The sequence below is a fragment of the Paenibacillus xylanexedens genome, assembly GCF_007680605.1.
GTDB classification, from domain to species: domain Bacteria; phylum Bacillota; class Bacilli; order Paenibacillales; family Paenibacillaceae; genus Paenibacillus; species Paenibacillus xylanexedens_B.
Window position 1 is genome coordinate 1,228,777 of sequence record NZ_VEIO01000001.1, and the last position, 26,547, is coordinate 1,255,323.

17 protein-coding genes are annotated in these 26,547 nt (G+C 47.0%); 12 read left to right on the forward strand and 5 right to left on the reverse strand.

The window, feature by feature from the left end; genetic code table 11:
- Positions 1–61: 61 nt before the first annotated feature.
- Positions 62–526, reverse strand: coding sequence for an SET domain-containing protein (locus tag FS818_RS05635; RefSeq protein WP_145330379.1), 465 nt, complete (start codon positions 524–526; stop codon positions 62–64).
- Between the two features lie 193 nt (positions 527–719).
- Here FS818_RS05635 and FS818_RS05640 point away from each other — a divergent pair, with 193 nt between their 5' ends.
- The 5 genes from FS818_RS05640 (at position 720) to FS818_RS05660 (ending at position 12,686) form a co-directional block, all read left to right on the forward strand.
- Positions 720–2,276 (forward strand): ABC-F family ATP-binding cassette domain-containing protein, encoded by a 1,557-nt coding sequence (locus FS818_RS05640; protein WP_145330381.1) that lies wholly within the window; start codon positions 720–722, stop codon positions 2,274–2,276.
- A gap of 404 nt (positions 2,277–2,680) precedes the next feature.
- The gene (locus FS818_RS05645; RefSeq protein ID WP_145330383.1) at positions 2,681–7,933 is read left to right on the forward strand and encodes an S-layer homology domain-containing protein; all 5,253 of its coding nucleotides are present in this window, start codon (positions 2,681–2,683) and stop codon (positions 7,931–7,933) included.
- Positions 7,934–8,206: 273 nt separating this feature from the next.
- Positions 8,207–10,042: an assimilatory sulfite reductase (NADPH) flavoprotein subunit gene (locus tag FS818_RS05650; protein ID WP_145330385.1), complete on the forward strand. Its 1,836-nt coding sequence runs from the start codon at positions 8,207–8,209 to the stop codon at positions 10,040–10,042.
- Between the two features lie 53 nt (positions 10,043–10,095).
- Positions 10,096–11,817 carry an assimilatory sulfite reductase (NADPH) hemoprotein subunit gene (gene cysI / locus FS818_RS05655; protein WP_145330387.1) on the forward strand — a complete coding sequence of 574 codons (1,722 nt, stop codon included), beginning with the start codon at positions 10,096–10,098 and terminating at the stop codon, positions 11,815–11,817.
- Between the two features lie 152 nt (positions 11,818–11,969).
- A complete protein-coding gene (locus tag FS818_RS05660; RefSeq protein ID WP_145332767.1) occupies positions 11,970–12,686 on the forward strand; it encodes a YebC/PmpR family DNA-binding transcriptional regulator in 717 nt (238 codons plus the stop codon).
- Positions 12,687–12,862: 176 nt separating this feature from the next.
- Here FS818_RS05660 and FS818_RS05665 read toward each other — a convergent pair whose 3' ends face one another.
- The 4 genes from FS818_RS05665 to FS818_RS05680 form a co-directional block, all read right to left on the reverse strand.
- On the reverse strand, positions 12,863–13,357 hold the full coding sequence (locus tag FS818_RS05665; protein WP_145332768.1) for a DMT family transporter: 495 nt from the start codon (positions 13,355–13,357) through the stop codon (positions 12,863–12,865).
- Positions 13,358–13,375: 18 nt separating this feature from the next.
- Positions 13,376–14,074 (reverse strand): Crp/Fnr family transcriptional regulator, encoded by a 699-nt coding sequence (locus FS818_RS05670; RefSeq protein WP_145330389.1) that lies wholly within the window; start codon positions 14,072–14,074, stop codon positions 13,376–13,378.
- A gap of 33 nt (positions 14,075–14,107) precedes the next feature.
- On the reverse strand, positions 14,108–14,533 hold the full coding sequence (locus FS818_RS05675) for a DMT family transporter (RefSeq protein ID WP_145330391.1): 426 nt from the start codon (positions 14,531–14,533) through the stop codon (positions 14,108–14,110).
- A gap of 356 nt (positions 14,534–14,889) precedes the next feature.
- Positions 14,890–15,714, reverse strand: a complete 825-nt coding sequence (locus FS818_RS05680; protein WP_260989790.1) for a Nif3-like dinuclear metal center hexameric protein — start codon at positions 15,712–15,714, stop codon at positions 14,890–14,892.
- A 314-nt stretch (positions 15,715–16,028) separates the two neighbouring features.
- On the opposite strand from FS818_RS05680, the gene FS818_RS05685 reads away from it, so the two are divergent.
- The 7 genes from FS818_RS05685 (at position 16,029) to FS818_RS05715 (ending at position 26,501) form a co-directional block, all read left to right on the forward strand.
- Positions 16,029–16,625 (forward strand): biliverdin-producing heme oxygenase, encoded by a 597-nt coding sequence (locus FS818_RS05685; RefSeq protein ID WP_145330393.1) that lies wholly within the window; start codon positions 16,029–16,031, stop codon positions 16,623–16,625.
- Between the two features lie 87 nt (positions 16,626–16,712).
- A complete protein-coding gene (locus FS818_RS05690) occupies positions 16,713–19,253 on the forward strand; it encodes a diguanylate cyclase domain-containing protein (protein ID WP_145330395.1) in 2,541 nt (846 codons plus the stop codon).
- Positions 19,254–19,472: 219 nt separating this feature from the next.
- Positions 19,473–21,053, forward strand: coding sequence for a TerB N-terminal domain-containing protein (locus FS818_RS05695; RefSeq protein WP_145330397.1), 1,581 nt, complete (start codon positions 19,473–19,475; stop codon positions 21,051–21,053).
- A gap of 6 nt (positions 21,054–21,059) precedes the next feature.
- Positions 21,060–22,451 (forward strand): ATP-binding protein, encoded by a 1,392-nt coding sequence (locus tag FS818_RS05700; RefSeq protein ID WP_145330399.1) that lies wholly within the window; start codon positions 21,060–21,062, stop codon positions 22,449–22,451.
- Positions 22,448–24,655, forward strand: coding sequence for a DEAD/DEAH box helicase (locus FS818_RS05705; RefSeq protein ID WP_145330400.1), 2,208 nt, complete (start codon positions 22,448–22,450; stop codon positions 24,653–24,655). Before FS818_RS05700 ends, FS818_RS05705 begins: the two co-directional genes overlap by 4 nt.
- A 352-nt stretch (positions 24,656–25,007) precedes the next feature.
- Positions 25,008–25,973, forward strand: a complete 966-nt coding sequence (locus FS818_RS05710; RefSeq protein WP_145330402.1) for an EamA family transporter — start codon at positions 25,008–25,010, stop codon at positions 25,971–25,973.
- 102 nt (positions 25,974–26,075) lie between these two features.
- Positions 26,076–26,501 (forward strand): cupredoxin domain-containing protein, encoded by a 426-nt coding sequence (locus tag FS818_RS05715; protein WP_145330404.1) that lies wholly within the window; start codon positions 26,076–26,078, stop codon positions 26,499–26,501.
- The last annotated feature ends 46 nt before the right edge of the window (positions 26,502–26,547 follow it).

Here is a 26,547-nt window from a genome sequence, read left to right on the forward strand (position 1 = left end):
ATTGGGGGTGCAGTTTTTTTTATGACTAGACAAGTTGCTTAAAGATGTAAACTGTCTAACTTTACGGGGTCACTTCCCGTTCTGGTTCTTGAGTGAGCTCGGTCTCTTGTTCTTCCTTGTCCTGCATTTCGCGCATACGTTCTTCGTAATCATCCAAGAACCACAGCGGGTCCATATTATCTTCTTCGCCGTTATAGTTAATGAGGATTTCTTCGCCAGCTTTGATGTCTTTATAAGCATAGAAATCAAAGGTGTGATTTTCGAAGTTGATATCATACGTGGCATTAGGCTCGTAGGAATGATTAATCAAACTACCGTATCCTAACAGGATCGCGGTATGATTGGCGCCGTATTCGAAGACGTAATCCTCCAGAATCGTTTTTTCGATATGCTCGTGATCTTCATTCGGATAAGGCACAACGGGTGCCTGATGAATTAGTTGACCTTTTGCAATATCCACTGTAGCAAATACCCCGCGGTTAAATTCACCGCCGTCACCCAGCTTGGACTGTTTTACTTCAATCATGACATTCACCTGATGCTCTCGCTGAGAGCTCCGTTCTATATAATAGTTGTAATTCGTTTAAGGCAAAATTTTACCGCATACGCCGGGATAAGGCAAATGGAACATCACATTTTTTAAATAGGGCGTTGAGTTGTTCGGCAGATAACGCTTATAATATACAAAGAATTAAGTCTATATAGAAAAGGTGTCATGAATGAGCATATTAAATGTAGAAAAATTAAGTCACGGTTTTGGTGACCGTGCTATCTTTAACAACGTTTCATTCCGCTTGCTTAAGGGCGAGCACATTGGTCTGATCGGGGCGAATGGAGAAGGTAAATCGACCTTCATGAATATTATTACAGGTAAGCTACAGCCAGACGAAGGTAAAGTGGAATGGTCCAAACGTATGCGTGTAGGTTATCTCGACCAGCATGCGGTACTCAGCAAAGGACAATCGATTCGCGATGTACTACGCGGCGCATTCCAATACCTGTTTGACATGGAACAGGAAATGAATGACATGTACGGCAAGATGGGCGACGTTACGCCGGAGGAACTGGAGCAGTTGCTTGAGGACGTAGGTACCATTCAGGATACGCTGACGAACCAGGACTTTTACATGATCGATGCCAAAGTCGACGAAACCGCGCGTGGTCTGGGCTTGACCGACATTGGTCTGGACAAGGACGTTAATGACTTGAGCGGTGGACAACGGACCAAAGTATTGCTCGCCAAACTGTTGCTGGAAAAACCGGATATTCTGCTCCTCGACGAGCCGACAAACTATCTGGATGAACAGCATATTGAATGGCTGAAACGATATCTGCAGGAATATGAGAATGCATTTATTCTCATCTCGCATGATATTCCGTTCCTGAACAGCGTAATCAACCTCATTTACCACATGGAAAATCAGGACCTGACACGTTATGTGGGCGATTACAACCACTTCCAGGAAGTCTACGAAATGAAGAAACAACAGCTGGAGTCGGCGTACAAGCGTCAGCAGCAAGAGATTGCAGACCTGAAAGACTTCGTAGCGCGTAACAAAGCCAGCGTTGCCACTCGGAATATGGCGATGTCCAGACAGAAGAAACTCGATAAGATGGATGTCATCGAGATGGCCAAGGAGAAACCGAAGCCACAGTTCAACTTCCGCGATGCGAGAACGTCAGGCAAGCTTATTTTTGAAACGAAAGGCCTGGTTATTGGTTATAACGAACCGCTGTCCAGACCGCTTGATCTGCGTATGGAGCGCGGTCAGAAAATTGCTCTTGTCGGTGCGAACGGTATCGGTAAAACAACGCTGATGCGTAGCATTTTAGGGGAGATTCAGCCTTTGGAAGGCAATGTCCAACGTGGCGAGAACCTGGAGATTGGATACTTCCAGCAAGAGATGAAGGATGCCAACTACAATACGTGTATTGAAGAGATCTGGCAGGAGTTCCCTTCCTACACCCAGTTTGAAGTTCGTGCCGCACTTGCCAAATGCGGACTTACAACCAAACACATCGAGAGTAAGGTCGCGGTCCTCAGCGGTGGAGAGAAAGCGAAAGTGCGTCTTTGCAAGCTGATCAACAATGAGACGAACCTGCTTGTGCTTGACGAGCCGACGAACCACTTGGACGTGGATGCGAAGGATGAGTTAAAACGTGCGCTTCAAGCGTACAAAGGCAGCATTTTGCTGATTTCACACGAACCTGAATTTTACCGTGACGTTGTGACAGACACATGGAACTGTGAATCCTGGACGACCAAAGTATTCTAAAAGGCGCGTATTTCACTTGCATAGAGCATGTGGAATACGCGTTTTTTGTCATATTGGACGGAGGATGAAATAGGACAAAAGAATGGTTGACAGCCTTATAAGCAAACGATATTCTAATTTTAGAAAGCGGTTACATTTTGTTTGAAGAAACCTGTTTACGACATGGGCAAGAAAAAAACGGTTCTCTGTTCTCCGTAACGTGCGTGATTGCACCTGCCTGAGTAAACGGGGCTTTTTTGCTCTTGAATGAAACCGGTTTCATTGAATGGGGAGGTGTGATTAGCGGAGAAAACATGGTCTGAGGCCCGATTGACTGGTTCATGTGTACTAGGGCGTGTTAAACCACTACGCTGGATATGTAAGGAACCTGCTTATATTTTCAGGCGCAAAGGAGCGAATCGAGATTGGATAAACTGAGAAAACCGGTTGCAATTCTATTATCCGCTGCACTGATGTTGACTTCCGGACCGTTAATGTACCCGAACAAGGTTCTTGCAGATGGAGCTCTCATTCCCGGATTGTTAATTCAAGACGATTTTTCCGATGGAGACTATACCGTTTCACCTGAATGGCATGTGATCTCAGGCCAGTGGCAAGTGACATCAGATCCGGCGGACGCATCCAACCAGGTTCTTTTTCAAAATGATACCGATGAAGGTTTTATCACAACGGGTGAGCCTACAGCGGACAAGACAGTGTCGATGCGTTTTTATACAGGAGCGGGTGAGGGATTTCCCGGCATTTTACCGCGGTTTCAAGACAAGAGCAACTACTATTATTTCCAAATGCAGGTGCCCGGCAACAAACTCGTTTTCAGCAAAAGAGTAAATGGCGCGGATACCACGCTGAAATCGGTGGACTATACGTTCAGCAAAAATACATGGTATACGCTTAAAGTGGTGGTCTCAGGCACCTCCATCCGCGGTTACATTGTCCAAAACGGGATGGATCAAATGGTTTTTGATCTGAACGACACAGCCATTCCGACCGGTACAGTAGGCATTCGGAACAAGTGGCAGACCGTACATATTGATGATGTGATGATTGCGGAGCCGCCTCGAGTGAATGAAGCTGTGCTTGCAAAGGATGGAGAGACGGCATCTTCAATTTCATTGCATTGGCCGGAGATTGAAGGGGCGACAGGTTACCGTCTTTATCGCTCGAACACGCAGGAAGGCAACTACTCTTATGTAAGTCAGACGTCATCAACAAGTTATGTGGATGAAGGACTAAGCTCGGATACAGCCTATTATTACAGACTTGCATTTGACTACGGGGCATTAACCGAGTCACAGTGGTCTGTCCCGTTTGAAGCCAAAACGGCTGCCGAGGCACCACAGGCACCGGGAGATCTGAAGGCGACAGCGCTGTCATCGACAAGTGTCAAATTGAGCTGGAATACAGTCAGTAAAGCGAATGGTTATCGTGTCGTTCGCGCCGAACAAGGAACGGAAGATTATGTACAGGTATATGACGGCACCCTGTTGTCTTTTACAGATCAGGCACTTGAGCCTGGAAAGAACTACAGTTATCGGGTGACGGCGTACAATGCTGCGGGTGAATCGGCATTTAGTACAGCGGAAGCGCAGACGTACACGGTAGATTCTCCTTCAGGATTTGGTGTTACTGCTACAACGGATACATCCGTTTCTTTAGGGTGGGGTGCACTGCCCGGATCAGAAGTCTCTTACACCGTGTCGAAGGCGACAAGTGTTTCGGGGGCGTATCAGCAAATCTATACAGGGAGTGCGACTTCGTTTGATGACACAGGTTTGACGATGGGTACGGGATACTTTTATACGATTCAGGCCAAAGTGGACGGAATGGACACTCCTGTATCCGCACCGCTTGGTGTATCCACGGTGCGCACAAGTATTACGCCAGGACAAATGTGGCCGGATCAAAACGGCAAACCGATTGATGCCCATGGCGCGGGTTTCTTTTACGATGAAAAAACAGAAAAATATTACTGGTATGGTGAATATCATACGGGGGGGTGGCCTGCTGCGGGTGTGCGAGCCTATTCCTCCAAAGACCTGATGAACTGGACAGACGAAGGCATGGCATTGACGATGCTTCAATCGATGGACGATTTTGACACGAACCCGTTAATCAAAGAACTCTATGCAGGTCGCGAGGATCGTGTGGACATCTGGGCCGATATTCGCAAAGGACGGATTATCGAACGGCCAAAGGTCATTTACAATGATAAAACGAAAAAATATGTCATGTGGGCCCATATGGATGGAGACAAGGACCCTTACAACAATAATGCGAATTACGGTAAAGCGAAGGCCGGTTATGCAATCAGTGACTCACCTGCTGGACCTTTTATATATCAGAAAAGTTACCGTATGGACATGGCCCCAGAAGGCGAGAAGGACTATTTCCCAAGTGACAGAGGTATGGCCCGTGACATGACGCTATTTAAGGATGATGACGGCACGGGTTACCTGATATACTCCAGCGAAGAAAATCTGACGTTATACATTTCCAAGCTCACCGAGGATTACAGTGACGTCACAGGGTGGCATAAGCAAGGCCTTAAGGATGATAAAGGCAATCCTGTTCGCGATAGCGTGTATCAGGCGGAATACGGCGTAGACTATGTCCGGGTATTCCCGGGCGGACAGCGAGAAGCACCGGCCATGTTCAAGTATCAGGGTAAATACTATATTATAACATCGGGTGCAACGGGCTGGGCTCCTAATGAGAACAAAGTTACGGTCGCGGATCATATCTTCGGACCTTGGTCGGCGATGGCAAATCCGTTTGTCCGCACGTTGCCGAGTGATCCTGATCCCGGGAAGGCATTTGGTACACAGGCGACTTCGGTCATCCCGGTTGATCCGGAAAAGGGCAAGTTCATTTATGTAGGAGATACGTGGAACGGAGGCAATTTTGCCAATGACGCAGCCAAGTACGTGTTTTTGCCGATTGAGTTCGGGATAGGGTCAGACATTGCGATCAAGTGGTATAACAGCTGGACACCCGATCTGTTGAATACCATGGGTAAGGTAGATATCGCAGATAAGCTGCCAGAAGCGGTGAAGCTTGGCGAAGTGCCGGCTTTGCCTTCTACGGTAAAGGTGCGTGATGGAAATAATCTCGTGTCAACGCCAGCCGTATGGACGATTAATCATCGATCGATGACAGTGGAGGATTTTGCCAAGCCGGGACCGCTCACACTACAGATCACGACACCTGAGTATAACAACAAAATGCAGGCAGTTCGTGTGTTTGTCATTCCCGAGAATACACTATACTTTGTGAACAGCGGTGGTTATGATACGGCAGATTACAAGCTGATGAGCAGTTATATGAAAGATACGCTTATGCATCCGGGAATTGTAGATCAGATGTATGCTCCGGCTAATGGTCAATCCTGGGGATATGTTAGCGCCGATGCGCTGCCTTCCGGTTCGAACGGCGGTGATATATTCTCAACCGTACGTTACCTGAATGGTGGCAATATCAGCAATTCTCCGAAAGGCAAAGATTTGACGTATCGTTTTGATGTGCCAAATGGTGAATATGATGTGTATGCAGGATTTAATGACCCTTGGACGAATACTTCTCGTCGTGCAGATTTTATTATTAACGGTACAAACACCGGGGCGATTACGTATATCCCTGCAAGTGTTCGAGCTCAGAAGGGTGCCGAGGTGTCTGACGGTAAACTGGATATCACGGTGCGTAATACTGCATCCCAGGACCCGTTGATCAGCTGGATCATGATTGTAAAACCTGATATATCGTCCCCTGGTTACGGTAGCGGGGGTCTGCACTCTGTCTCCGCCACGGCTTCAAGTGTAACACTTGGCTGGGATACATTACCCGGTGCGGCTACCTATAAGCTGTATCGTTCGGATCAAGAACAAGGCACTTACGAGATCGTTTATTCCGGCGAACTTCCAGAGTACACGGATTCTGGGCTGCGTGAAGATACGGTCTACTATTACAAGGTCGAGGCATTGGACGATGCAAGCCAATCCATCAAAGGATTGTCTGACCCATATCAAGTCACAACAACTCGCCAGACGGCTGCTGACGTGGCTTCAGGTATTACAACACTGGAACAGCCAACGACAGCTTCTGCAAAAATTAAACTACCGGTGTTGCCTCAAGGTTTTACGGCATCCGTTCATTCAAGTACAGCTCCGTCTGTAGTCCAAATGGACGGAAGCATTATTTTACCAGCGAGTGAGACGACGGTCCGGATTGAACTTGCCATCACACGAACCTCCGATGGGAGCAAGGCGATAACAACGCCTTTGATCATTAAAGTGCCTGCACGTACAACATCTCCAGGCGGCAATGATTCGGGAGGGAATTCTGGCGGAGGATCGGGAAATAGCTCAGGCGGCAATAACGGAAATGGTTCATCAAGCAGTAACGGTGGTCAGATAGGCAACAGTAATGGCAACTCAGGGACAGGGCAATCGCAGTCGTCAACTCAACCTGTCACAGAAAAGGACCGGGCTGTTCTTGAACTACAGGTCTCTTCGGCTTCAGAAGGTAATGCACAGTCTAAAGTAGATGCTTCGGTGATTGAAGCTGCGGTCAAAGCCGCACCTCTTACTAGTACAGGACAACGTCTGGTTGAATTTCGCTTAAAGTCTGTTCCAGAAGCGGCTGCTTATGAGCTGACCCTGCCAGTTTCATCCCTGCTGGAGCAGAAGAAATCAGATATTTTCCGTATCGTGTCAGCATTTGCAACGGTTGAGTTACCTGCTGATTTTCTGGCGAGAGTGGGAGCTAAAGAGGGGACAGCGGCGATACGATTAACCCGCACACCACTTCCACAAGGGATAACGGATCATTTGGGAGCAGGGCATGGTGTGCTAATCGAATTTAGCCTTAATCATCAGAACTTCATGCCTGATAGAGAGGTTTCAATTGATTTACCGTATACCTCGTCGAAAGATACCGTGGCTGATAAAGTGGTTGCTGCACTCATTGGACCAAGCGGGGAAATAACACCGTTGCCACAGAGTTTTTACGATCCGCAACGCGGCGAGATTATATTTTCTGCAAAATCTTTATCCTTGACTGGTGCTTATGCTGCCTTATCTATGGATGAGAAATTTTCGGATCTGGCCGGAGTGCCATGGGCACAAAAAGCAATGGAGGCACTCGCAGTTCGGGGCGTGGTGGATGCAACGGGTAGTGAGGACACCAGACAACTACATCCCAAACAGGGGACGACACGCGGGCAATACGTACAGTGGCTTGTAGCTTCGCTCGGCCTAAACGGGAGTTCTACTGATCCATTCACGGATGTGAATGAACAATCTTCTTATTATAAGGCTGTTAACATAGCGCGATCACTCGGAATTACGGATGGGGCTGGAGATGGACGTTTCAAGCCAGAGTCCACGATTACTCGTCAGGAGATGATGACCTTAACTGTAAGGGCGCTCGTCGCGGGTGGACTCATTGATGATGAAGCACTGAATTCTTCCGCAACGGATCTTGCTCGTTTCCGGGATGCAGGCCAGATCAACTCGTATGCAAGAAAAAGTGTAGCTGCGCTTGTGAACCTCGGCATCGTAGGTGGTTACAACGGCGAAGTAAAACCTGGGGCTGAAGCCAACCGAGCCGAATCTGCTGCGCTGATCTATGCCATGATGAGCAAGCTGGTCTGGAAAAAGTGATGAATCACTGTAACTTGTAAAATAGAAAAGAAGCTTGTTTTGACCTGAAGTCAGGTCAAAGCAAGCTTCTTTGCTGTTCATTGTCGATGGTTGTTGGTGTATTCGCAAACAGGCGATTCGCACGTTTTGTTCCTTTATCAGTGAAACTGATAAATGGTATAAAATCATTGAAATTGACCCTCATCCCCCGGTGTGTTAGGTTCTAGAGAGAAGAAATTAATATGATCATTTTAGTAGGAATTAAAATCGAAGTAATGCGTGAGGTGGCAGATGGTGGAACTTCAAGTGACAAATAGTCCTTTTAATCAAGAGCAGGTAGAATTGCTCAATCGACTTATTCCTACATTAACGGACGGACAAAGACTCTGGCTTGGTGGGTATATTGCAGCGTTTCAAGCAGGTGTGGCAACACCACAGGCAGGTCTGATTGGGCAAGTTGGACAAAATCCGGTAGCAGCGCCAGTCAGCGCTCCGGCCGTTTCCCGAGAAGTTACGGTATTATATGGTTCCCAGACAGGAAATTCAATTGGGCTGTCTAAAAAACTAGGAAAAAAACTGGAAGAGCAAGGATTGCAAGTGACCTTGTCATCCATGGGAGATTTCAAGCCGAACGGACTGAAGAAAATTGAAAATCTTCTGATTGTGGTCAGCACACATGGAGAAGGCGAACCGCCGGATAATGCAATTCCTTTTCATGAGTTTTTGAATAGCAAACGTGCTCCAAAGCTGGACGGACTTCGTTATTCCGTATTGGCGCTTGGAGATACCTCTTATGAATTCTTCTGTCAAACGGGTAAGGATTTTGATAAACGGCTTCAGGAGCTGGGCGGCACAGCTTTGGTTCCACGCGTAGACTGTGATGTTGATTTTGATGAGCCAGCTGCAGCGTGGATGAATGATGTTCTTGCTGCGCTTAGCAGCACAGTAGCTACTTCGGGTGCGGTAACGAGTGAAGCAATCACAGCCGCGGTAAGTGGTGGAGAATCCGAATTTAACCGCACAAACCCCTTCAAGGCAGAGGTGCTGGAAAATCTCAACTTGAATGGCCGCGGATCGGATCGTGAGACACGCCATATTGAACTGTCTTTGGAAGGCTCCAACCTGGATTATGAGCCAGGCGACAGTCTGGGTGTTTTCCCGGAAAACCATCCGCGCCTCGTGGATGAATTAATTGCAACTATGGGGTGGAATGCAGACGAACGGGTTACGGTGAACAAAAATGGAGATCAGGTATCGGTCCACGAAGCACTGCTGCGTTATTACGAGATTACAGCAGTAACTAAACCGGTGGCAGAGCAACTTGCCAAATTAAGTTCAGGAAACGAATTAACAGCATTGCTTGCCAACGATTCCGAATTCCGTAACGTTATGAACAGCAGCGATCTGCTTGATGTAGTTCAGGACTACGCACTGAAGGGCATTCCAGCCGCTCAATTTCTAGCAGTTCTTCGGAAAATTCCGGCACGCCTGTATTCCATTGCGAGCAGCTCGAAGTCTTTCCCGGACGAGGTTCATCTAACGGTTCGGACTGTACGATATGAAGCACGTGGCAGACAACGTTATGGTGTATGCTCGGTGCATCTCGCTGAACGAGTCGAGGCTGGTGACACCTTGCCGGTATATATCCAGCATAATCCGAACTTCAAATTGCCTGAAAATCCGGACACACCGATCATTATGGTTGGACCTGGAACAGGGGTAGCTCCATTCCGAGCTTTCCTTGGCGAAAGGGAAGAAACGGGTGCGGAAGGAAAAACATGGCTGTTCTACGGGGACCAGCACTTCGCTACAGACTTCCTTTACCAAACGGAGTGGCAACGCTGGCTCAAGGATGGCGTCCTGACGAAAATGGATGTTGCCTTCTCTCGTGATACGGAACAGAAAGTATATGTACAGCATCGTATGCTGGAACATAGCAAGGAATTGTACCAATGGCTTCAGGAAGGAGCAAGTGTGTATATCTGCGGCGATGAGAAAAAAATGGCTCATGATGTACACGCGGCGCTGATTACGATTCTACAGCAGGAAGGCGGCTTGTCATCCGAGCAGGCTGCGGAATACATGACACGGTTACAACAGGAGAAACGTTATCAGCGGGATGTGTATTAATCCAAGGCTAAGCCGAAAGGTTATATTCCGCAGAAACGAGAGGAGAAAGCGGCATGGCTTATAATAACTTACTTAATCCGCAACGTACCAACAGCGATGTGGAAGATATAAAGATCAAGAGCAATTACTTGCGTGGAAGTCTCACGGAGACACTGGCTGATCGCATTACTGGCGCGATTCCTGAAGATGACAACCGTCTGATGAAACATCATGGCAGCTATATGCAGGATGACCGGGATCTGCGCAACGAGCGCAACAAATCCAAGCTGGAGCCCGCTTATCAGTTTATGTTGCGCGTGCGTGCTTCCGGAGGGATCGTAACGCCGGAGCAGTGGCTGATGATGGATCGTGTTGCCCATAAATATGCGAATCAGACGATCCGTCTGACAACCCGTCAATCGTTTCAGCTACACGGGGTGTTGAAATGGGATCTCAAAAATACGATTCGTGAGGTCAATGACTCTTTGCTCAGTACACTCGCTGCATGTGGAGACGTTAACCGTAACGTGATGTGCAACCCGAATCCGAATCAGTCTGAGATTCATGCTGAGGTGTATGAATGGGCTTGTCAGGTGAGTAATCATCTGGACCCTCGAACTCGTGCATATCATGAACTGTGGCTCGATGGGGAGAAAGTCATTGATTCCCAGGATTCGGACGAAGAGGTAGAACCGATCTATGGCAAGGTATACTTGCCGCGTAAGTTCAAAATTGGTATCGCGGTACCGCCGTCCAATGATGTAGATGTATTTTCACAGGATCTCGGTTTTATCGCCATTGTAGAGAACGGCAAACTGCAAGGATTCAACGTGTCTGTTGGCGGAGGAATGGGCATGTCTCACGGAGATTCGAAGACATATCCACAGGTATCCAAAGTCATTGGTTTCTGCACGCCGGAGCAGATGATTGATGTTGCAGAGAAAACGGTTATGATTCAGCGTGACTACGGGGATCGTGCGGTTCGTAAACATGCGCGTTTCAAATATACCATCGATGACCATGGTCTGGAGTGGTTTGTTGACGAGTTAACGAGTCGTCTGGGCTGGAGTCTGGAAGCGGCACGTGCGTATCATTTTGACCATAATGGGGATCGTTATGGCTGGGTTAAGGGCAGTAATGGCAAATGGCATTACACACTGTTTATCCAGAATGGACGGGTAAAAGATGTAGACGGTTATCCGCTTATGACGGGTTTGCGTGAGATTGCCAAAATACACACCGGAGATTTCCGGCTGACGGCGAACCAAAACCTGATTATCGGTAACATTAGCAGCCAGAAAAAGAAAAAGATTGAAGCATTGATGCAACAATACAATCTGACCGATGGAGCTCATTATTCAGCGCTTCGCAGAAGTTCCATGGCTTGTGTCGCACTCCCGACCTGTGGCCTTGCCATGGCTGAGTCCGAGCGTTACCTGCCATCGTTGATCGACAAACTGGAGCCTGTACTGGATGAAGCGGGTTTGAGGGATGAAGAGATTGTCATTCGTATGACAGGCTGCCCGAACGGGTGCGCCAGACCGATGCTGGCCGAGATTGCTTTTATCGGAAAGGCACCAGGCAAGTACAATTTCTATCTCGGTGGTAGTTTTACAGGTCATCGTCTGAACAAATTGTACCGTGAAAATATCGGTGAAAATGAGATTCTGGACACACTGACACCGATGATTAATCAATATGCCAAAGAGCGCAATGAAGGCGAGCATTTCGGAGACTTCGTGATCCGTGCGGGTTATGTGCCTGAAGTGCTTGACGGAAGACAGTTCCACGCGTAACTTGACGTTTACCCAAAAAGCATTCCTTACGGAGTGCTTTTTGTTTCTTCGATGCAGCATCGTTTGATGAGATGAACTTGTTGAACCAAGCGCAACACGATATAATGACAAAGTAGAAAGCAGATTACATGTTGAAAGTGAGCGGAAACGATATGGGTCGTAAGTGGAATAATATTAAGGAAAAGAAAGCGTCAAAAGATGCAAACACAAGCCGGGTCTACGCGAAATTTGGCGTTGAGATCTATGTAGCGGCGAAAAAGGGTGAACCGGACCCAGAAGCGAACCGTGCGCTGAAGGTCGTTCTGGAGCGTGCCAAAACGTATAACGTACCTAAAGCCATCATTGACCGTGCGATGGAAAAAGCAAAAGGCAGCGGCGATGAGAACTATGAGGAGTTGCGTTACGAAGGCTTCGGGCCAAACGGTGCGATGGTTATCGTGGATGCGCTCACGAATAACGTCAACCGCACAGCACCTGAAGTGCGTTCTGCGTTTAACAAAAACGGGGGCAACATGGGTGTGAGTGGTTCCGTTGCTTACATGTTTGATCCTACAGCAGTCATCGGCGTTGAAGGTAAAAATGCGGAAGAAGTGCTGGAAATCATGTTGGAGGCAGACGTAGATGTGCGTGATATCGTGGATGAAGATGAAGCGGTTATCGTATACGCAGAGCCAGATCAATTCCACGCCGTGCAAGAAGCATTCAAGGCTGCGGGTGTGAACGACTTCACCGTAGCCGAGCTGACGATGCTGGCGCAAAACCACATTGAACTGCCTGCAGATGCACAAGTTCAATTCGAGAAGCTGATCGATGCACTCGAAGACCTGGAAGATGTGCAACAGGTGTATCATAACGTGGAGTTTGTGTAAGCGAGCTAATTACTCACTTAGTCTGATATTTTTTGATTGATTAATATCGTGACTCCAGAGTAATCTACTTAACTTACTTACGTATGTTCTAAATTTAATTATGCTCTAAAATGTTTGAATTAAAAAGAGTGTCTGTCCAATCCAGTTCGATTGGGAGACACTCTTTTTGTTTAAATCTATGATTTACTCGGCACAGTGTGGGCTTGCTTATCCGATGAATCGGATGTCTCTTTTTTCAGTCCGCCAAATTTAAAAAGCACGATGCCACCTACTATGACAAGTACACCAATAAGTTGGTTCCATGAGAACGGAATTTTCTCCAGACCAAGCCAACCCATAGAATCAAATAGTAAAGCGAAGCTTAACTGAGAGGTTAGTACGATAGAGATCGCATAAGTTGGACCGAGCAACTTCATGCCTTGAACGAGACAGAACACGACACCTACACCAATCGCACCGCTCAGCCAGTACCACGACTGCATATGCTGAAAGCTAAATGTATTTTTGCCTTCAACGAGGAGAGAGATTACGAAAGAAGCAATAAATCCGGTAAATAACACCATCGTTGTGGTCGACCATGAACCGGTGCGTTCATTGACTTTACTATTAAATATCGTTTGCAGACTGACCAGTGAACCAGCCAGTAGCGCAAGTAAAATACCTGTAATGATCATGCGTGTCCTAACTCCTTATTCATAAATGTTGTGTCCCGCAATGTGCCTAAGGCCTGCACGATTTTTAATGCGGATTAATCCTTGATCCCGCTGAATGTAACCGTCAGCACATAGCTTCTGAATCACCCGATTCAAATGGCGATAGCTGGTGCCGATCAGGTTGGCGATGTCCGTCAGGTTAAAAGCATCCAGTTCTTCATGCATTACGGTTCCGTCTTCATCCGTTGAGATGGATAACAGATAACTGGCTAAGCGAACATCCACCGGATACATCAGATTAAAGTTCGAAAAGTTCGAATCAATGTAAAACTTGTGTGAGATGATTTTTAGCAAAAATTGCAGTAAAGGTGCGTAATCACTGGCAAGCTCAGTAAGCCAGCGGTAATGAATACGTAGCATCACAACAGGGGACACCGCCTGAACGGTGTTAACGATGTTACTTTCACGCACATACTCGATGTCTCCGACCACTTCAAGGGGTGTCTTGAAACAGAGCACGAGTGTTTTGTCTTGTGGGGAGGTGGTGAAAATTTTAATTTTCCCCTCTACCAGGACATATAAGTATTCGGAAGCTTCGCCTTCGCGGCAGATCAGCTCACATTTATCGAATTGACATAGGCTCATATGAGGACGCAGGTGTTCGTGAAAAACCGCCTCCAATTGATACTGTTTCAAATAGTCCGTAATTTGCTGGGATTGATGAATCTCTTCCATGCGGTTCTCACCTCTGCATTAATTGTAATGAAACTACAGCTTCATGATGATGACACCGGCGATCATTAGAGCAATACCTAGGAATTGCGGCAGTTTCATTTTTTGTTTAAGCACGCCAAACCATCCATTGCTGTCGATCAAAAAAGTTAGAAACAATTGGGCAATCAACAATGCCGAGATCGTAAAAGTGACGCCAATTTGCTGAATCGCAGAGACTTCACTGAAAATAATAACTGCACCAAATGCGCCTCCAGCCAGATACAACGGTTTAACCTGTTTAATACCCTGAAGATTGGTATCCCGCACAAACATCAGGATGATCGCCGCGAGTATAAATCCCGTTAGCTGGGTGATTGAGGCGGCCTGCCATGTGCCTATGTCTGTGCTGATTCTGGTGTTAGCAACCCCTTGCAGCGTAATGCAGGCTCCGCCCAGCAGGGCAAAAATAATTCCTCTCATCTGTCTCCGTACACTCCTTCAATGCATGACTTCGACTTCTATTAAATGATAAATATCTCCAAACAGCCAAGGACAAATGTCCTGAGTCTGAAATTTACAGCATTTAGCGTACACTAAAGCTTCAGGATATTCCAGTAAAACAAGGGAGGAAGTAGCTACGGAAGGAAAGAGGAAAGGAGGAAGGAGTGGATTAACGATCAGCAGGAGCGCTACTCCACCAAACGAGGTCAAACCGCTGGATATGTGAAAAATGGAGGAATAGGGTCACTGAGGAGCGTTAGGTTTATAAATGAGACAAGTTACGTAAAAAAGGTATCTAAGCTGTAGTTCAATATGTTCTCCGACCTAGCCTAACGTTAAAACACTTTAAATACAGGCTGTTCCTTCACAAAAGTAACTTTGAGCTCTGGAAAAGACTCCTTCAGCCTGTTCGCCAAAAGCTTCATTCCCGGGGCCTCACTTTCGGCATGTCCAACCATGATGAGTGCTTTGGATTTACCTTGCTGCACAGCATCACGAACATACTCAGGCGTTTCCCATTCAAATCCTTCCCCTGCGATAATCAGGTCCACCTGTTCATTCTGAAGAAGAGGGATCGTGACAGGGCCATTTCCACGAAATCCAACCAGAACGGCAACACGTCTGCAAACGATTTCGGAATTGCCCGCAATGCGAACATAGTCAATGCCTAGACGTTGCTTTAAATGTCGAGCAATTTCCTGAACGGTCATTCCTTTTGGAAATGTAACCATATCCGACTCTGCTGTTCGCTCGCTCAGATATGTAGTCCAGCCAAGCTCCTGGATGAGTCCATCCGTAATGCCATCTGGCTCGAAGCGGTGGATTATATCATGGCAACGAAAAAGAGCAATACCTGTCTGGTCGATCAAATTTCTTTTATGCATATAAACGGAGTCGTTCTCAAGCCAGTCGGTCGCACTGTGATGATTATAAAATGGGGATTCATGGGCAATAATCAGATTAGCTCCGCCTTGAATAGCCTGTTCGATGACCTGTTGTGTTGGCATAAAAGCAACCACAATTCCTGTTACGAACTGATCCGGTGAACCCGTGATTAGCTGATCCACTGTATTCTCCGGAAGTGTGATCCCCTCTGTGAGGTGGAATATAATTTCTTGTACCGTGAGTTCCTTTGGCACTGTCATATCTTTAATTTCCATTAGCTTCATTCCTCCAAAATAAGGATATAGTGCTAGTGTATCATCTTCATAGTTAAAAACCAGCTATACATAAGATACTTCATTACCCTGAAAATGAACGATTTTCAGACATCCATCCATTCCACAGTTAACCTAACAACGTAAGTGTACAACCAGCTCACAAGCCTCTTGAATTCATGTAGTTTTCTGATACGAGAAACCGTATACTTACATAGAGTCTTTTTTGAATCAGGTAAAATTTACTATATTCGCAAATGGATTTTTACGCTATTCATAGCCTGGATTCACATCAATATACGAAAGGGGACAACGACATGACGGCTGTTAATATTATGGAACGCCTGAAGAGTGAGACATCACATTATCATAGACAAGTAGAACAGAACCCCTATGCGAAGGCAATTATGGATTCAACCATAACGATTGAACAATATAGAGCGTATTTGGAGAAATTTTACGGTTTCCTGAAACCTTTGGAGGATCAAGCGGTTAGGCTTCCTTTTTGGGCAGAAACAGGATTGGATATCGAGATAAGAGGCAAGGCTGGTTTATTAGAGCAAGATCTGAGTGATCTTGGCATAAGCGAAGAGCAGATCAAGCAAATTCCACAATGTAACGACAAGGATTTACCCGACATTTCTACGCCTGCACGACTGTTCGGATATCTCTATGTCATTGAGGGTTCGACGAACGGCGGTCAGATCATGACCAAACGTTTATCACAATTTTTGCCTATAGAAGCGGATCGTGGACTGCAATATTTCAACGCATACGGCACACAGACACGTGCAAAATGGAGCGAGTTTGTGGATTTGTTACAGCAATCGATTCAGACATCCGAGGATGAAGACAGTGTGTTGCATACAGCCTCCGATACATTCCGGCTACTGGATCAGTGGATCAATACGTAAGAATCAAACCTGAAACACCTGATTAGCTACCCGACGTAATTTCTGTAACAATGAAACAACACATGCTGAGAGGGGATATTTAAGTTCATGGCTGAACCTAGGTCGAGGCAAGAAATGAGCATGCTTAACCGCACCTTACTCCCGCAAGGGACATATACGAATGATCCGATCGACCTGAATAACTGCGATAAGGAGCCTATTCATATTCCTGGCTTTATCCAGCCACATGGCGTGCTTCTGGCTATCGATCCCAGCGGTATAGCAACGATCGTGCAGTGCAGCCAAAATACTCAGGATCATCTGGGCATCCAATACTCGGATATTTTAGGCATGCCTTTAAGCAGCTTGATCTCTCAAGAAGACGTCAACAAACTCCTGAACAACCGCTCGAACGCAGCTGTAACATCAGATTTGCATTATACGGATTTGATTATAGATGTGGCAGGGGAAGAGAAGGTTTTTTCCTCTGTCCTGCATGAGAGCGAAGGTCTGTTAATTCTTGAAATCGAGCCTTATTATGAAAAAGAAAACATCGAATCCAACGATTTTGAATGGATATCCCGTTTCTTCGGAAGAATCAAAAGCACGGATAGCCGCGTGGAGGCGAGTCAGATTGCGGCTGAACAGGTCAAAGAAATGCTCGGATATGACAGAGTCATGATCTATGAATTTGACGAGCAATGGAACGGTAAAGTGATCGCGGAAGCACGCGAACCGGAACTCGAACCTTTTCTAGGGCATCACTATCCGGCCTCGGATATTCCCAAGCAAGCAAGAGAACTGTATCTTCGTAACTGGCTACGCACGATTGTCAACGTGGATTATACCCCTGTTGAAATCGTACCTACACTGCAGCCTCTTACAGGCAAACCCTTGAATTTAAGTCTATCTGTGTTGCGGAGTGTATCTCCGCTTCATATTGAATATTTGCAAAACATGGGCGTGGGTGCTACCGTGACTATTTCGCTGATCCATGATAATCAACTTTGGGGACTTATTACGTGTCATCACTATTCTGCAAGATACGTCCCGCATCGTGTTCGTAATCTGTGTAACTTTCTGGGATCTTTTTTCTCCAATGAATTGTTCCAGCGTCAGCAGCTGGATGATTACCAGGCAGAGATTAAGTCCCGTGAAGCCGCTGCGCGGATTGTTAATATTTTTATTGGCAATACAAGCCCGGCGCGTGTGGTGGAAGAACTGCAGGGAGAACAGGAAACCATTCTTCAATTAATGAATGCATCCGGTGCTGCAGTTTGTTACCAGGACAAGCTGCTGTTATTTGGCGAGACACCGACGAATGGGCAAATTCGTGAACTGGCGGGATGGCTGGCTGGACAGGCAGAGGATCACAGCTATCACACGTCGAAGCTGAGTCTGGAATACGAGACAGCCAAGCGATTTCAAGATGTAGCCTCGGGGGTTATTTATGTTGCCATCTCACCAGGTCATCATAACTATATGTTATGGTTCCGTCCCGAGGTGGTTCAGGTGGTAGAATGGGCTGGTGATCCGGCGAAAGCCGTGCTGAAGACGGATGATGGTGTACGTTTGTCTCCGCGCAAATCGTTTGAAAAATGGAGGGAGGTTGTGCAATCGACCTCCTATCCATGGACAACGAGAGAGCTGAGCATATTACCTTTGCTAAAGTCTATTGTGCGTCGTCAGACGGAAAATCAGCTGGCTCAAGCCGAGGAGCACGCTTTTCAGAATGCCCGTATCTTGAAGCGAAACGAGCAACGGTACTTACAATTGATGGATTTCTCCCCCGTTGCTTTTTTCACACTTACCGAAGGGCGTATTATTTACTGTAATAGGATGGCGGCTGAACTTTTTGGATATGAAAGTACAGGTTGTCTGATCGGGAAGAGTTTCAACGATTTTTTGCCTGACAATACACGAGACATATTACGGCAAGACTTTGAAAATTTACAGCTCGACATCACAAGTTTGATGAACAATCAGTTGTATTTTACAACAGCTTCGGGTACTGCTTTGTTGCTAGAAATAACAATGGCTTCCGTCATTCACGCCGGTAAGCCTTCAGTGATGTTACTGCTTCGCAGCAGAACATCACAACAGGAACACGATGGATACAATGAAACCACAACGCAGCTTCACAATTACCTGACCACCGATCCGTTAACCGATATGCCGGTCCAAACGGTATTCAAGCAGCAGCTTGAAGGGGATTGGAACGATTGCCTGCAGGAAAACTGCAGTCTGGGGCTGTTGATCATTGATATCGACGATTTCCGCTCTTACAATACTGCGTATGGCTTGCAAGGCGGCGACCTGTGTTTACAATGGATTGGCGAGGTGCTGACGGTGGTTAGCGAACAGCACAACGCCCTCATTTCCCGTCAGCGCGGAGGGACATTTATGCTGAAATTAAAAGACACAACGTCGGCTTATTTATCCGAACTTGCCGAAGAGATCAGGCAACATGTTCTCGCTCTACAGATCCAGCGAGAGCTTACGGGTCAGAGTGGTGTGGTTACAGTCAGCGTTGGCGGGGCGGTTCTGCTTCCTGATGAGAACACCGTCGCAGGTGATCTAATTGAAATGGCTGCTCAAGCCTTGTCTCAGGCCAAGGACGAAGGCAAAAATCGTACGCGAGTTATTTGATTCGAACGGGTAACCGCCGCACGGTGTATCAAAAAAAGTGGTTCAGTTGGTTGTAAAATAGATAGGAAATACATGATAGAGAAGAGGGCAGGGATGCCTTCTTTTTTTGCGTGAAAAGAAAGTATGATTTTGCCGCCCATAGAAGCTACACAAGTGTTATAATGATGCGTATGGATACACGTGTTCGTATTTTACGCTGAAAGAGGTGGATTCAATTCCATGAGAGATCATTCGGAACAGCTGGAATTCATGGAGATTGATCTAAGTGAAGATACAGAGACAACCTCGATTCGTATACCTGATCGTTCATCTATAGAGAACCAGAGTCGTCAACCACACAAGTCGCAGGGAGCTGTATTGTCTTCGGAAAAGCGATTTGTGGAGGAAGCAAGACGCCTTGCGGAAGTTACGGGAGAAGAAACTTCACCTGTTCCGTTTATGAGTTACTGGCCGACGTATGGGGTGATGGATGATGCACAGCTGAAATGGTATTTGTACTGGAGAACGGAGGTGCGCCAGGAAAGATACCCGGATGTCGACCTCTCATATCTGTTTGTTCATATTTACGAGTTGATTAACGGGATCGGCTGGTTGCATCCAGAGGATGGTTATCATCAGTTAAAACGATTATGGTTGAATTACCGAGAGAGGCTTCCTCAGCTTCATGTTTATATGCAGGAGTGGATGGTCGATTACGTTCTGGTTCATGATCTTCATACATTGCTTCGTGAAGTGATGCAGATCTCGGATGGTTATTTGCCAGCACCATTGATGGACAAGGAATTAGAACAGGTGTTACAGGAGAATGTCGCTGAGGTAACGCTGGATATGCTGAAATGGTATTTTGACTATGATATTACTTTAAATGCCTTTTACCGGGATGGCGGCAAAGAATGGATGGAACGATATGTGCCCAAAGTGATGGCTCTGATGGATTCGTATTTGAAGCGGACGCAACAAAGAGGGCTGTTGCCTGAGCTTGGACCGAAAGCCGAGCAGACGGTGAAACGCACGCTGTTTCATAAAGCGGTGTATGACGAGTCCGTTTACGGCAGATTTGTTACGTTCACTCATGTTCCACTCATATTGGAACGTGAATTTGTGGAGAGGTTAACCCGGATTTACCGCTGTACGGAAAATAAGCTGCGTGAATTGAGAGGTTTCCGGGGCCGTCTGCGAGGTAAAACGCTGGAGCCTGAGCTTGCCAGTGTGATTGAGCGTTATCTGGAAAGAGCTTTTGCCATGGAACAAGCTGAGGCCGTAACTGCGCCAGTCATTCAGATCGATACGGCCAAACTGGCTTCTTTGCAGAAGGATAGCGAATATGTGCGTAAGGCACTGAGCATTGAAGATAATACGCATTCCGAATCGGATGATGCTGAATCTGACCTTGAGGAGAACGCCGATGGGAATGAAAGACACGTAATGGACGAGTTGCTCTTCCAGGAACAGCAAAACAAGTCACTATCGATCTCAGACCACACGGCTCAGCCATCGGTGAGTTCAGATCGGTGGAATGAAGTGCTTATATGGGACGAATCGGCAGAAGCCCATGTACCAGAGGAGTGGCGGGAATTTGCCGAGAGGTTGGATACCCGGCATATAAGAGCCATCCATGCTTTGCTTGGTGAACATCCGGATGGCGATCTGATGCGTCTTGCCGAAGAAACGGGAACGATGCCAGCCCTTTTACTAGATGAAATGAACGATATCGCTATGGAAACTATCGGAGACTTGCTAGTGGACGGTGACCGTATCGTTGCGGATTATATGGATATATTTGAACATGTGAAGAGGTGATCGAAAATGACTGACCATCGATTGAATGAACATCAGAGAACAGAACATCAACCATACCAGCTCAAGATTCCAAAACGTTTGACCACCGCACTTGTGAATTCATTAACGGCAGGTGTCGTGCCACGGATTGGTCTGGAGCAAATTGCTGTAGGGCGAAAGCCGGAAGTGGAGGCGATCCTGCGAGATTTGGACAACATCGCTGAAGGCGGTGCGGCTTTTAAACTGATTACTGGCCGTTATGGCAGCGGTAAAAGCTTTCTTTTGCAAATGATTCGTAACTATGCGATGGATCGTGAATTTGTGGTTGCGGACGCGGATCTTTCCCCGGAACGCAGACTTGTCGGCACGAAAGGGCAAGGTCTGGCGACTTATCGTGAGCTGATGACACGATTGTCTACACGAACACGCCCGGATGGCGGGGCACTGGAGCCTATTTTGCAAAAATGGATTGCAGGCTTGCAGCAAACAGCGATGACCCAGTTGAATATACGTCCAGATGATCCTACGTTACCACTGGAGGTGGAAAAACAGATTTACCTGGTGACGGGTGAAATGCAGAATCTGGTTCACGGTTTTGATTTTGCCAAAGTGCTGGCCTCTTACTGGAGTGGTTACAAACTTGCCGATGATGACCTGAAACAGTCTGCACTCCGCTGGCTTCGGGGTGAATTTGCGACCAAAACGGAGGCCAAAAAAGAGCTCTCCGTGGGTGTCATTATCGATGATGATAACTGGTATGACTATTTCAAATTGTGGTCTGAATTTACGGCACGTATCGGTTATAAAGGGCTGTTGCTCTTTATCGACGAAGCTGTGAATCTGTATAAAATTACAAACAGCGTTTCGCGTCAAAGCAACTACGAGAAGTTGCTAACCATGTTTAATGATACGATGCAGGGGAAAGCCGAGCATCTGGGCATTTTTGTGGGGGGAACTCCTCAATTCGTGGAGGATGAACGCCGTGGTTTGTACAGCTATGAAGCGCTTCGTTCCAGACTTATTGACGGTCGATATGCCGCAAGTGCTTATGCGAATTATACCGGACCCATTATCAAACTCGCGATGTTATCGCATGAAGAAATTTTGATTTTGCTACAAAAGCTACGCCAGATTCATGCCCTTCATTTTGCATATACCGCTAGCTTGAGCGATGAACAATTAGTAGGTTTTATGCAAATGGCTGTGAATCGTTTGGGTGCGGATGAACTTTTGACAACACGAGAAGTGGTGCGTGACTTTATGGATGTGCTGCATACGTTGCATCAGAATCCTGATGTGACTTACGAGCAGTTACTTGGTGAGCGTGCGGCGCTTTCCAATGGTTCGGTTCGTGGAGCGACGGGTTCCCGGAAGGAATCCGATGAGCTGGATGATTTTCTTGCGGAGTTCGAACTATGAGTGAGAACCCGAATCCGTTTTATAGACTGGCTCCGTTTGTGCAGGAATTTATTTATAAAAAAAGATGGGAATCGCTACGTCCTGCGCAGATTGAAGCGTGCAACATTTGTTTTCATACTCCGCACCACATGCTGATTGCGGCGGGCACGGCTTCCGGTAAGACGGAGGCCGCTTTTTTTCCCGCGTTGACTGAACTTTATGACCAGCCTTCCAAGTCGGTGGGTATTCTGTATATTGGCCCTTTAAAAGCACTGATTAACGACCAGTTCGAACGACTCAAAGACTTGCTCTCGGAAGGGAATATTCCTGTCTGGCATTGGCATGGGGATGTGCCGCAGGCTGAGAAAACCAAGCTGATGAAAAATCCGTCCGGTGTGTTGCAGATTACGCCCGAATCGCTGGAAGGGCTGTTGATGAATCGACCGAATGCGATTCCTGCGCTTTTTCATGATCTGCGCTATATCATTATCGATGAAGTGCATGCGTTCATGGGAGCGGATCGGGGCATTCAGGTGTTAAGCCAGCTGGCCCGAATCGAACGTATGGCCGGCTGTGCTCCTAGAAGAGTTGGATTATCCGCTACACTTAGCGATTATGAAGCAGCGACAGCCTGGCTTGCAGCAGGAACACGGCAAGGAGTCGATGTCGTATCCTCCCCGGGCGGACGTAAGCTGCGGCTCCGCGTGGAGCATTTTTCATTCCCGGATGCACAGAACGAAGAGCAGGCTGAGCAACTTCATCATGCGCGTAAAGCCTATTACGACTTTATTTACGAGAGCACTCATCGCAAAAAAGCTCTGATTTTCACCAACAGCCGCACGGATGCGGAAGTCACGATTCTTGAGATGCGCCGTGTTGCAGCACGCCGAGAAGAACGGGATGTGTTCCATGTTCATCATGGAAGTATATCGGCCATGCTGAGAGAAGAAACCGAAGCGGCTTTGCGGACAGGTGCAGGTCCGGCTGTTGCTGCAGCGACGGTTACGCTGGAACTTGGCATTGATCTGGGAGAATTGGAACGTGTCGTTCAGCTTGGGGCACCTTATAGTGCTTCGAGTTTCGTTCAGCGGTTAGGTCGCTCGGGCAGGCGTGATGACATGGCATCGGAGATGCTTTTTGTATGCCCGGAGGAAGAGGATGAAGAAGCACAGTTGCCGGCCCGTATGCCATGGACACTCCTGCGCGCCATTGCCGTTATTGAGCTGTATGTTAAAACAAAATGGGTAGAACCGCTGGAAGCACGAAAAATGCCCATAGGTGTCCTCTACCACCAGACGATGAGCATATTGAAAAGTATGGGAGAGGCTGAGCCAAGAGATCTTGCGGCGGCAATCCTCTCTCTGGCGCCTTTTGCAGAGATTACGCCGGATCACTATCAAACGTTTCTGAATTATCTGATCGCGACGGATCATCTGCAATGGACGGAGGAACAGACGCTTATTATCGGACTCACGGGTGAAAAGATCGTAAACAACTATCGCTTCTATGCGGTGTTCAAGGACGACGAAGAGCATAAAGTGCTAAACGGCTCGGAAGAGATCGGGTCGATCACGACCGTGCCGCCTCCAGGCTATTGTTTTTCACTCGCAGGAAAACTGTGGAAAGTGGAGGAGGTAGATCATAAACACAAGGCGGTGTATGTGAAGCCTGCGAAGGGCAAAGTCGATACACTGTGGCTCGGTGCAGGTGGGGATATACATACCGCGGTCATTCAAAAAATGCGTGAGGTGCTGTCCGAATCCGTGATTTACCCTTATCTCTCTCCACAAGCCGTTAATCGGTTGGAACGTGCGCGTCGTCTGGCTCGCGAGAGCGGATTGCTCAAGCAGGTTGTCATTCCGGCAGGCGGGGATTCCATCTATGTTTTACCTTGGGTGGGAAGTAAATCGTTTCGTACGCTAGAGCGTTTGATGAAACATAATTTGTCTGAAAGGCTGGCTTTGCGCTCCGTTGTGCCGATGGAACCATACTATTTTGTAGTTTCGGGCAAAGTGGACGAACGAACCTTGTTAGCCGAGATGATGAGTGAATGTCGATTGGCTCAGAATGCATCCGAACTGCTTGCTGAGGATGAAGCGCCTTATCTTGGCAAATATGACGAATTTATCGCACCACCCTTGATTCGTGAAGCTTTTGCGGTAGATGGGCTAGATCTCGAAGGGTTGAAATCAGGATTGCAAAAGACCCTGGAGTGGGAAAGTTAGATCAAACGATGGAGTGAAAAAATGGGAGTGGGCGTCTGAAGTTTTTAAATTTTAAAATCTGAAATTAAAAAGAAATGGGTTGACACCACCTGACCTCCCATGTAATATATGAAAAGTCGTCACACATGAGCGATATTTCAATTGCATACTTCATTTCGTATAACCTCGCAGGCCGAAAGTGTACACAGGGCGAGGGTCTCTACGGGAAGCCTATACTTCCTAACTACGATGCCAGGGAATCATTGTATTCCTTGCTCGGAGTTAGGATTTTTTGCATTTGAATTCGTGGTTGTGACCTTATATGAACCCGGGAACGGGACGCATCATTGAATCATCAGGAGGTTAATTACACATGAAATATTATTTGTCAGTTCTTGCAGGCGCGATGAGTTATGGTATTCTGTCCACCATTGTTGTACTGGCGTATGGTCAGGGATATCAACTTGGTGAGGTTGTGGGAACGCAGCTGATTACCGGCTTCATCTTGTCGTGGATGCTGGCTTTATACACACGTTTTAGGGCTAAACGCAAAATGCAGGCTGGTGGCCATTTAAAGGTTACATCGGCTAGTCCTTCAAACGTCTTCACACGTTTAACTTGGAAACAGCGTTTGATGCTGATGGCGGCTGGAACGCCAACGGTAATTACCGGACTCGTGTATTATCAATCGTTACGTTACATTCCGGCATCGCTTGCGATCATCCTGCTCTTCCAATTTACATGGATCAGTGTGCTGATTCAGGCGATTAGCAAACGTCAGCGTCCAGACAAAATCACGTTCCTGACCCTTTTTATTTTGTTTGGGGGAACCTTGCTGGCAGCAGGTTTTCTGGAACAGGGCATTCGTAATGTAAGTGGGATCGGGATTGCGCTCGGATTAATGGCAGCAGTTAGCTACTCCTTGTTTGTACTATTTAGCGGTAAAGCAGTTCCTTCTGCACACCCTGCGTTTCGGAGTGCATGGATGGTTACTGGCGGATTGATCCTGCTCTGCATCTTGTTTCCGCCGACGTTCCTCTTTAACGGTCTAATCTGGAGTCAACTGCTTGTGTTTGGATTGTTACTTGGATTCTTTGGAGCGTTTATTCCGCCCGTACTGTTCGCCATCGGCGTACCTCATATTGGTGGAGATATGGCGGGGATTCTGGGGGCGGTTGAACTTCCGGTTGCGGTGTTGTTATCCTCCATCGTACTGCATGAGCATGTTAGCGCTCTACAATGGTTCGGTGTCGTTATCGTACTGATTGGTGTGGCTCTGCCGGAATTGTATAAAATGAGGGCACGGCGAAGTCGAAGCACGCCTGTATATTCCGGATAGCCCAGAGGGGTCATTTTCATGAAGTGCATAATGGGGTATGCTTGTAGAGTACATCCATCCACTTACGAATGAAGATGGGACAACGGAATAAGGAGTGTGTATATGAATAGCTGGTTTAAAAAAGCGTGGCCGTTCTTAACTCTGGGCGTGGCTGTAGTTGCTCTGCTCGGTGGATTTTTTGTATATTTCATGGGTAAGGACGTATCCCCGGGATCAGGCGGTTCAGTAACAGCAAAGATCGAGACACCGGAGGATTTGAAGGGATATGAGATCATTAATGTGAACGTGAGCAACGATGGATTTGAGCCGAATGTCATTGAGGTAAAATCGGGAGTGCCTACGAAAATTAATTTCATCCTGACCCGAAGCGTGACACACGTCAAATCTGTCGCCGCAGAGAAGTTAGGCATGGATCTTTATATGCAAAAGGGAGATAACTACTACACGGTCGATCAGAACGTCGCCCCAGGGGAATATGAACTGCACTGCGGAATGTACATGATCTATGGTACGATTAAGGTTATCTAAAGAGTCAGCCTACTGGACATTAGGATATAAGCCAGATATATTAGTT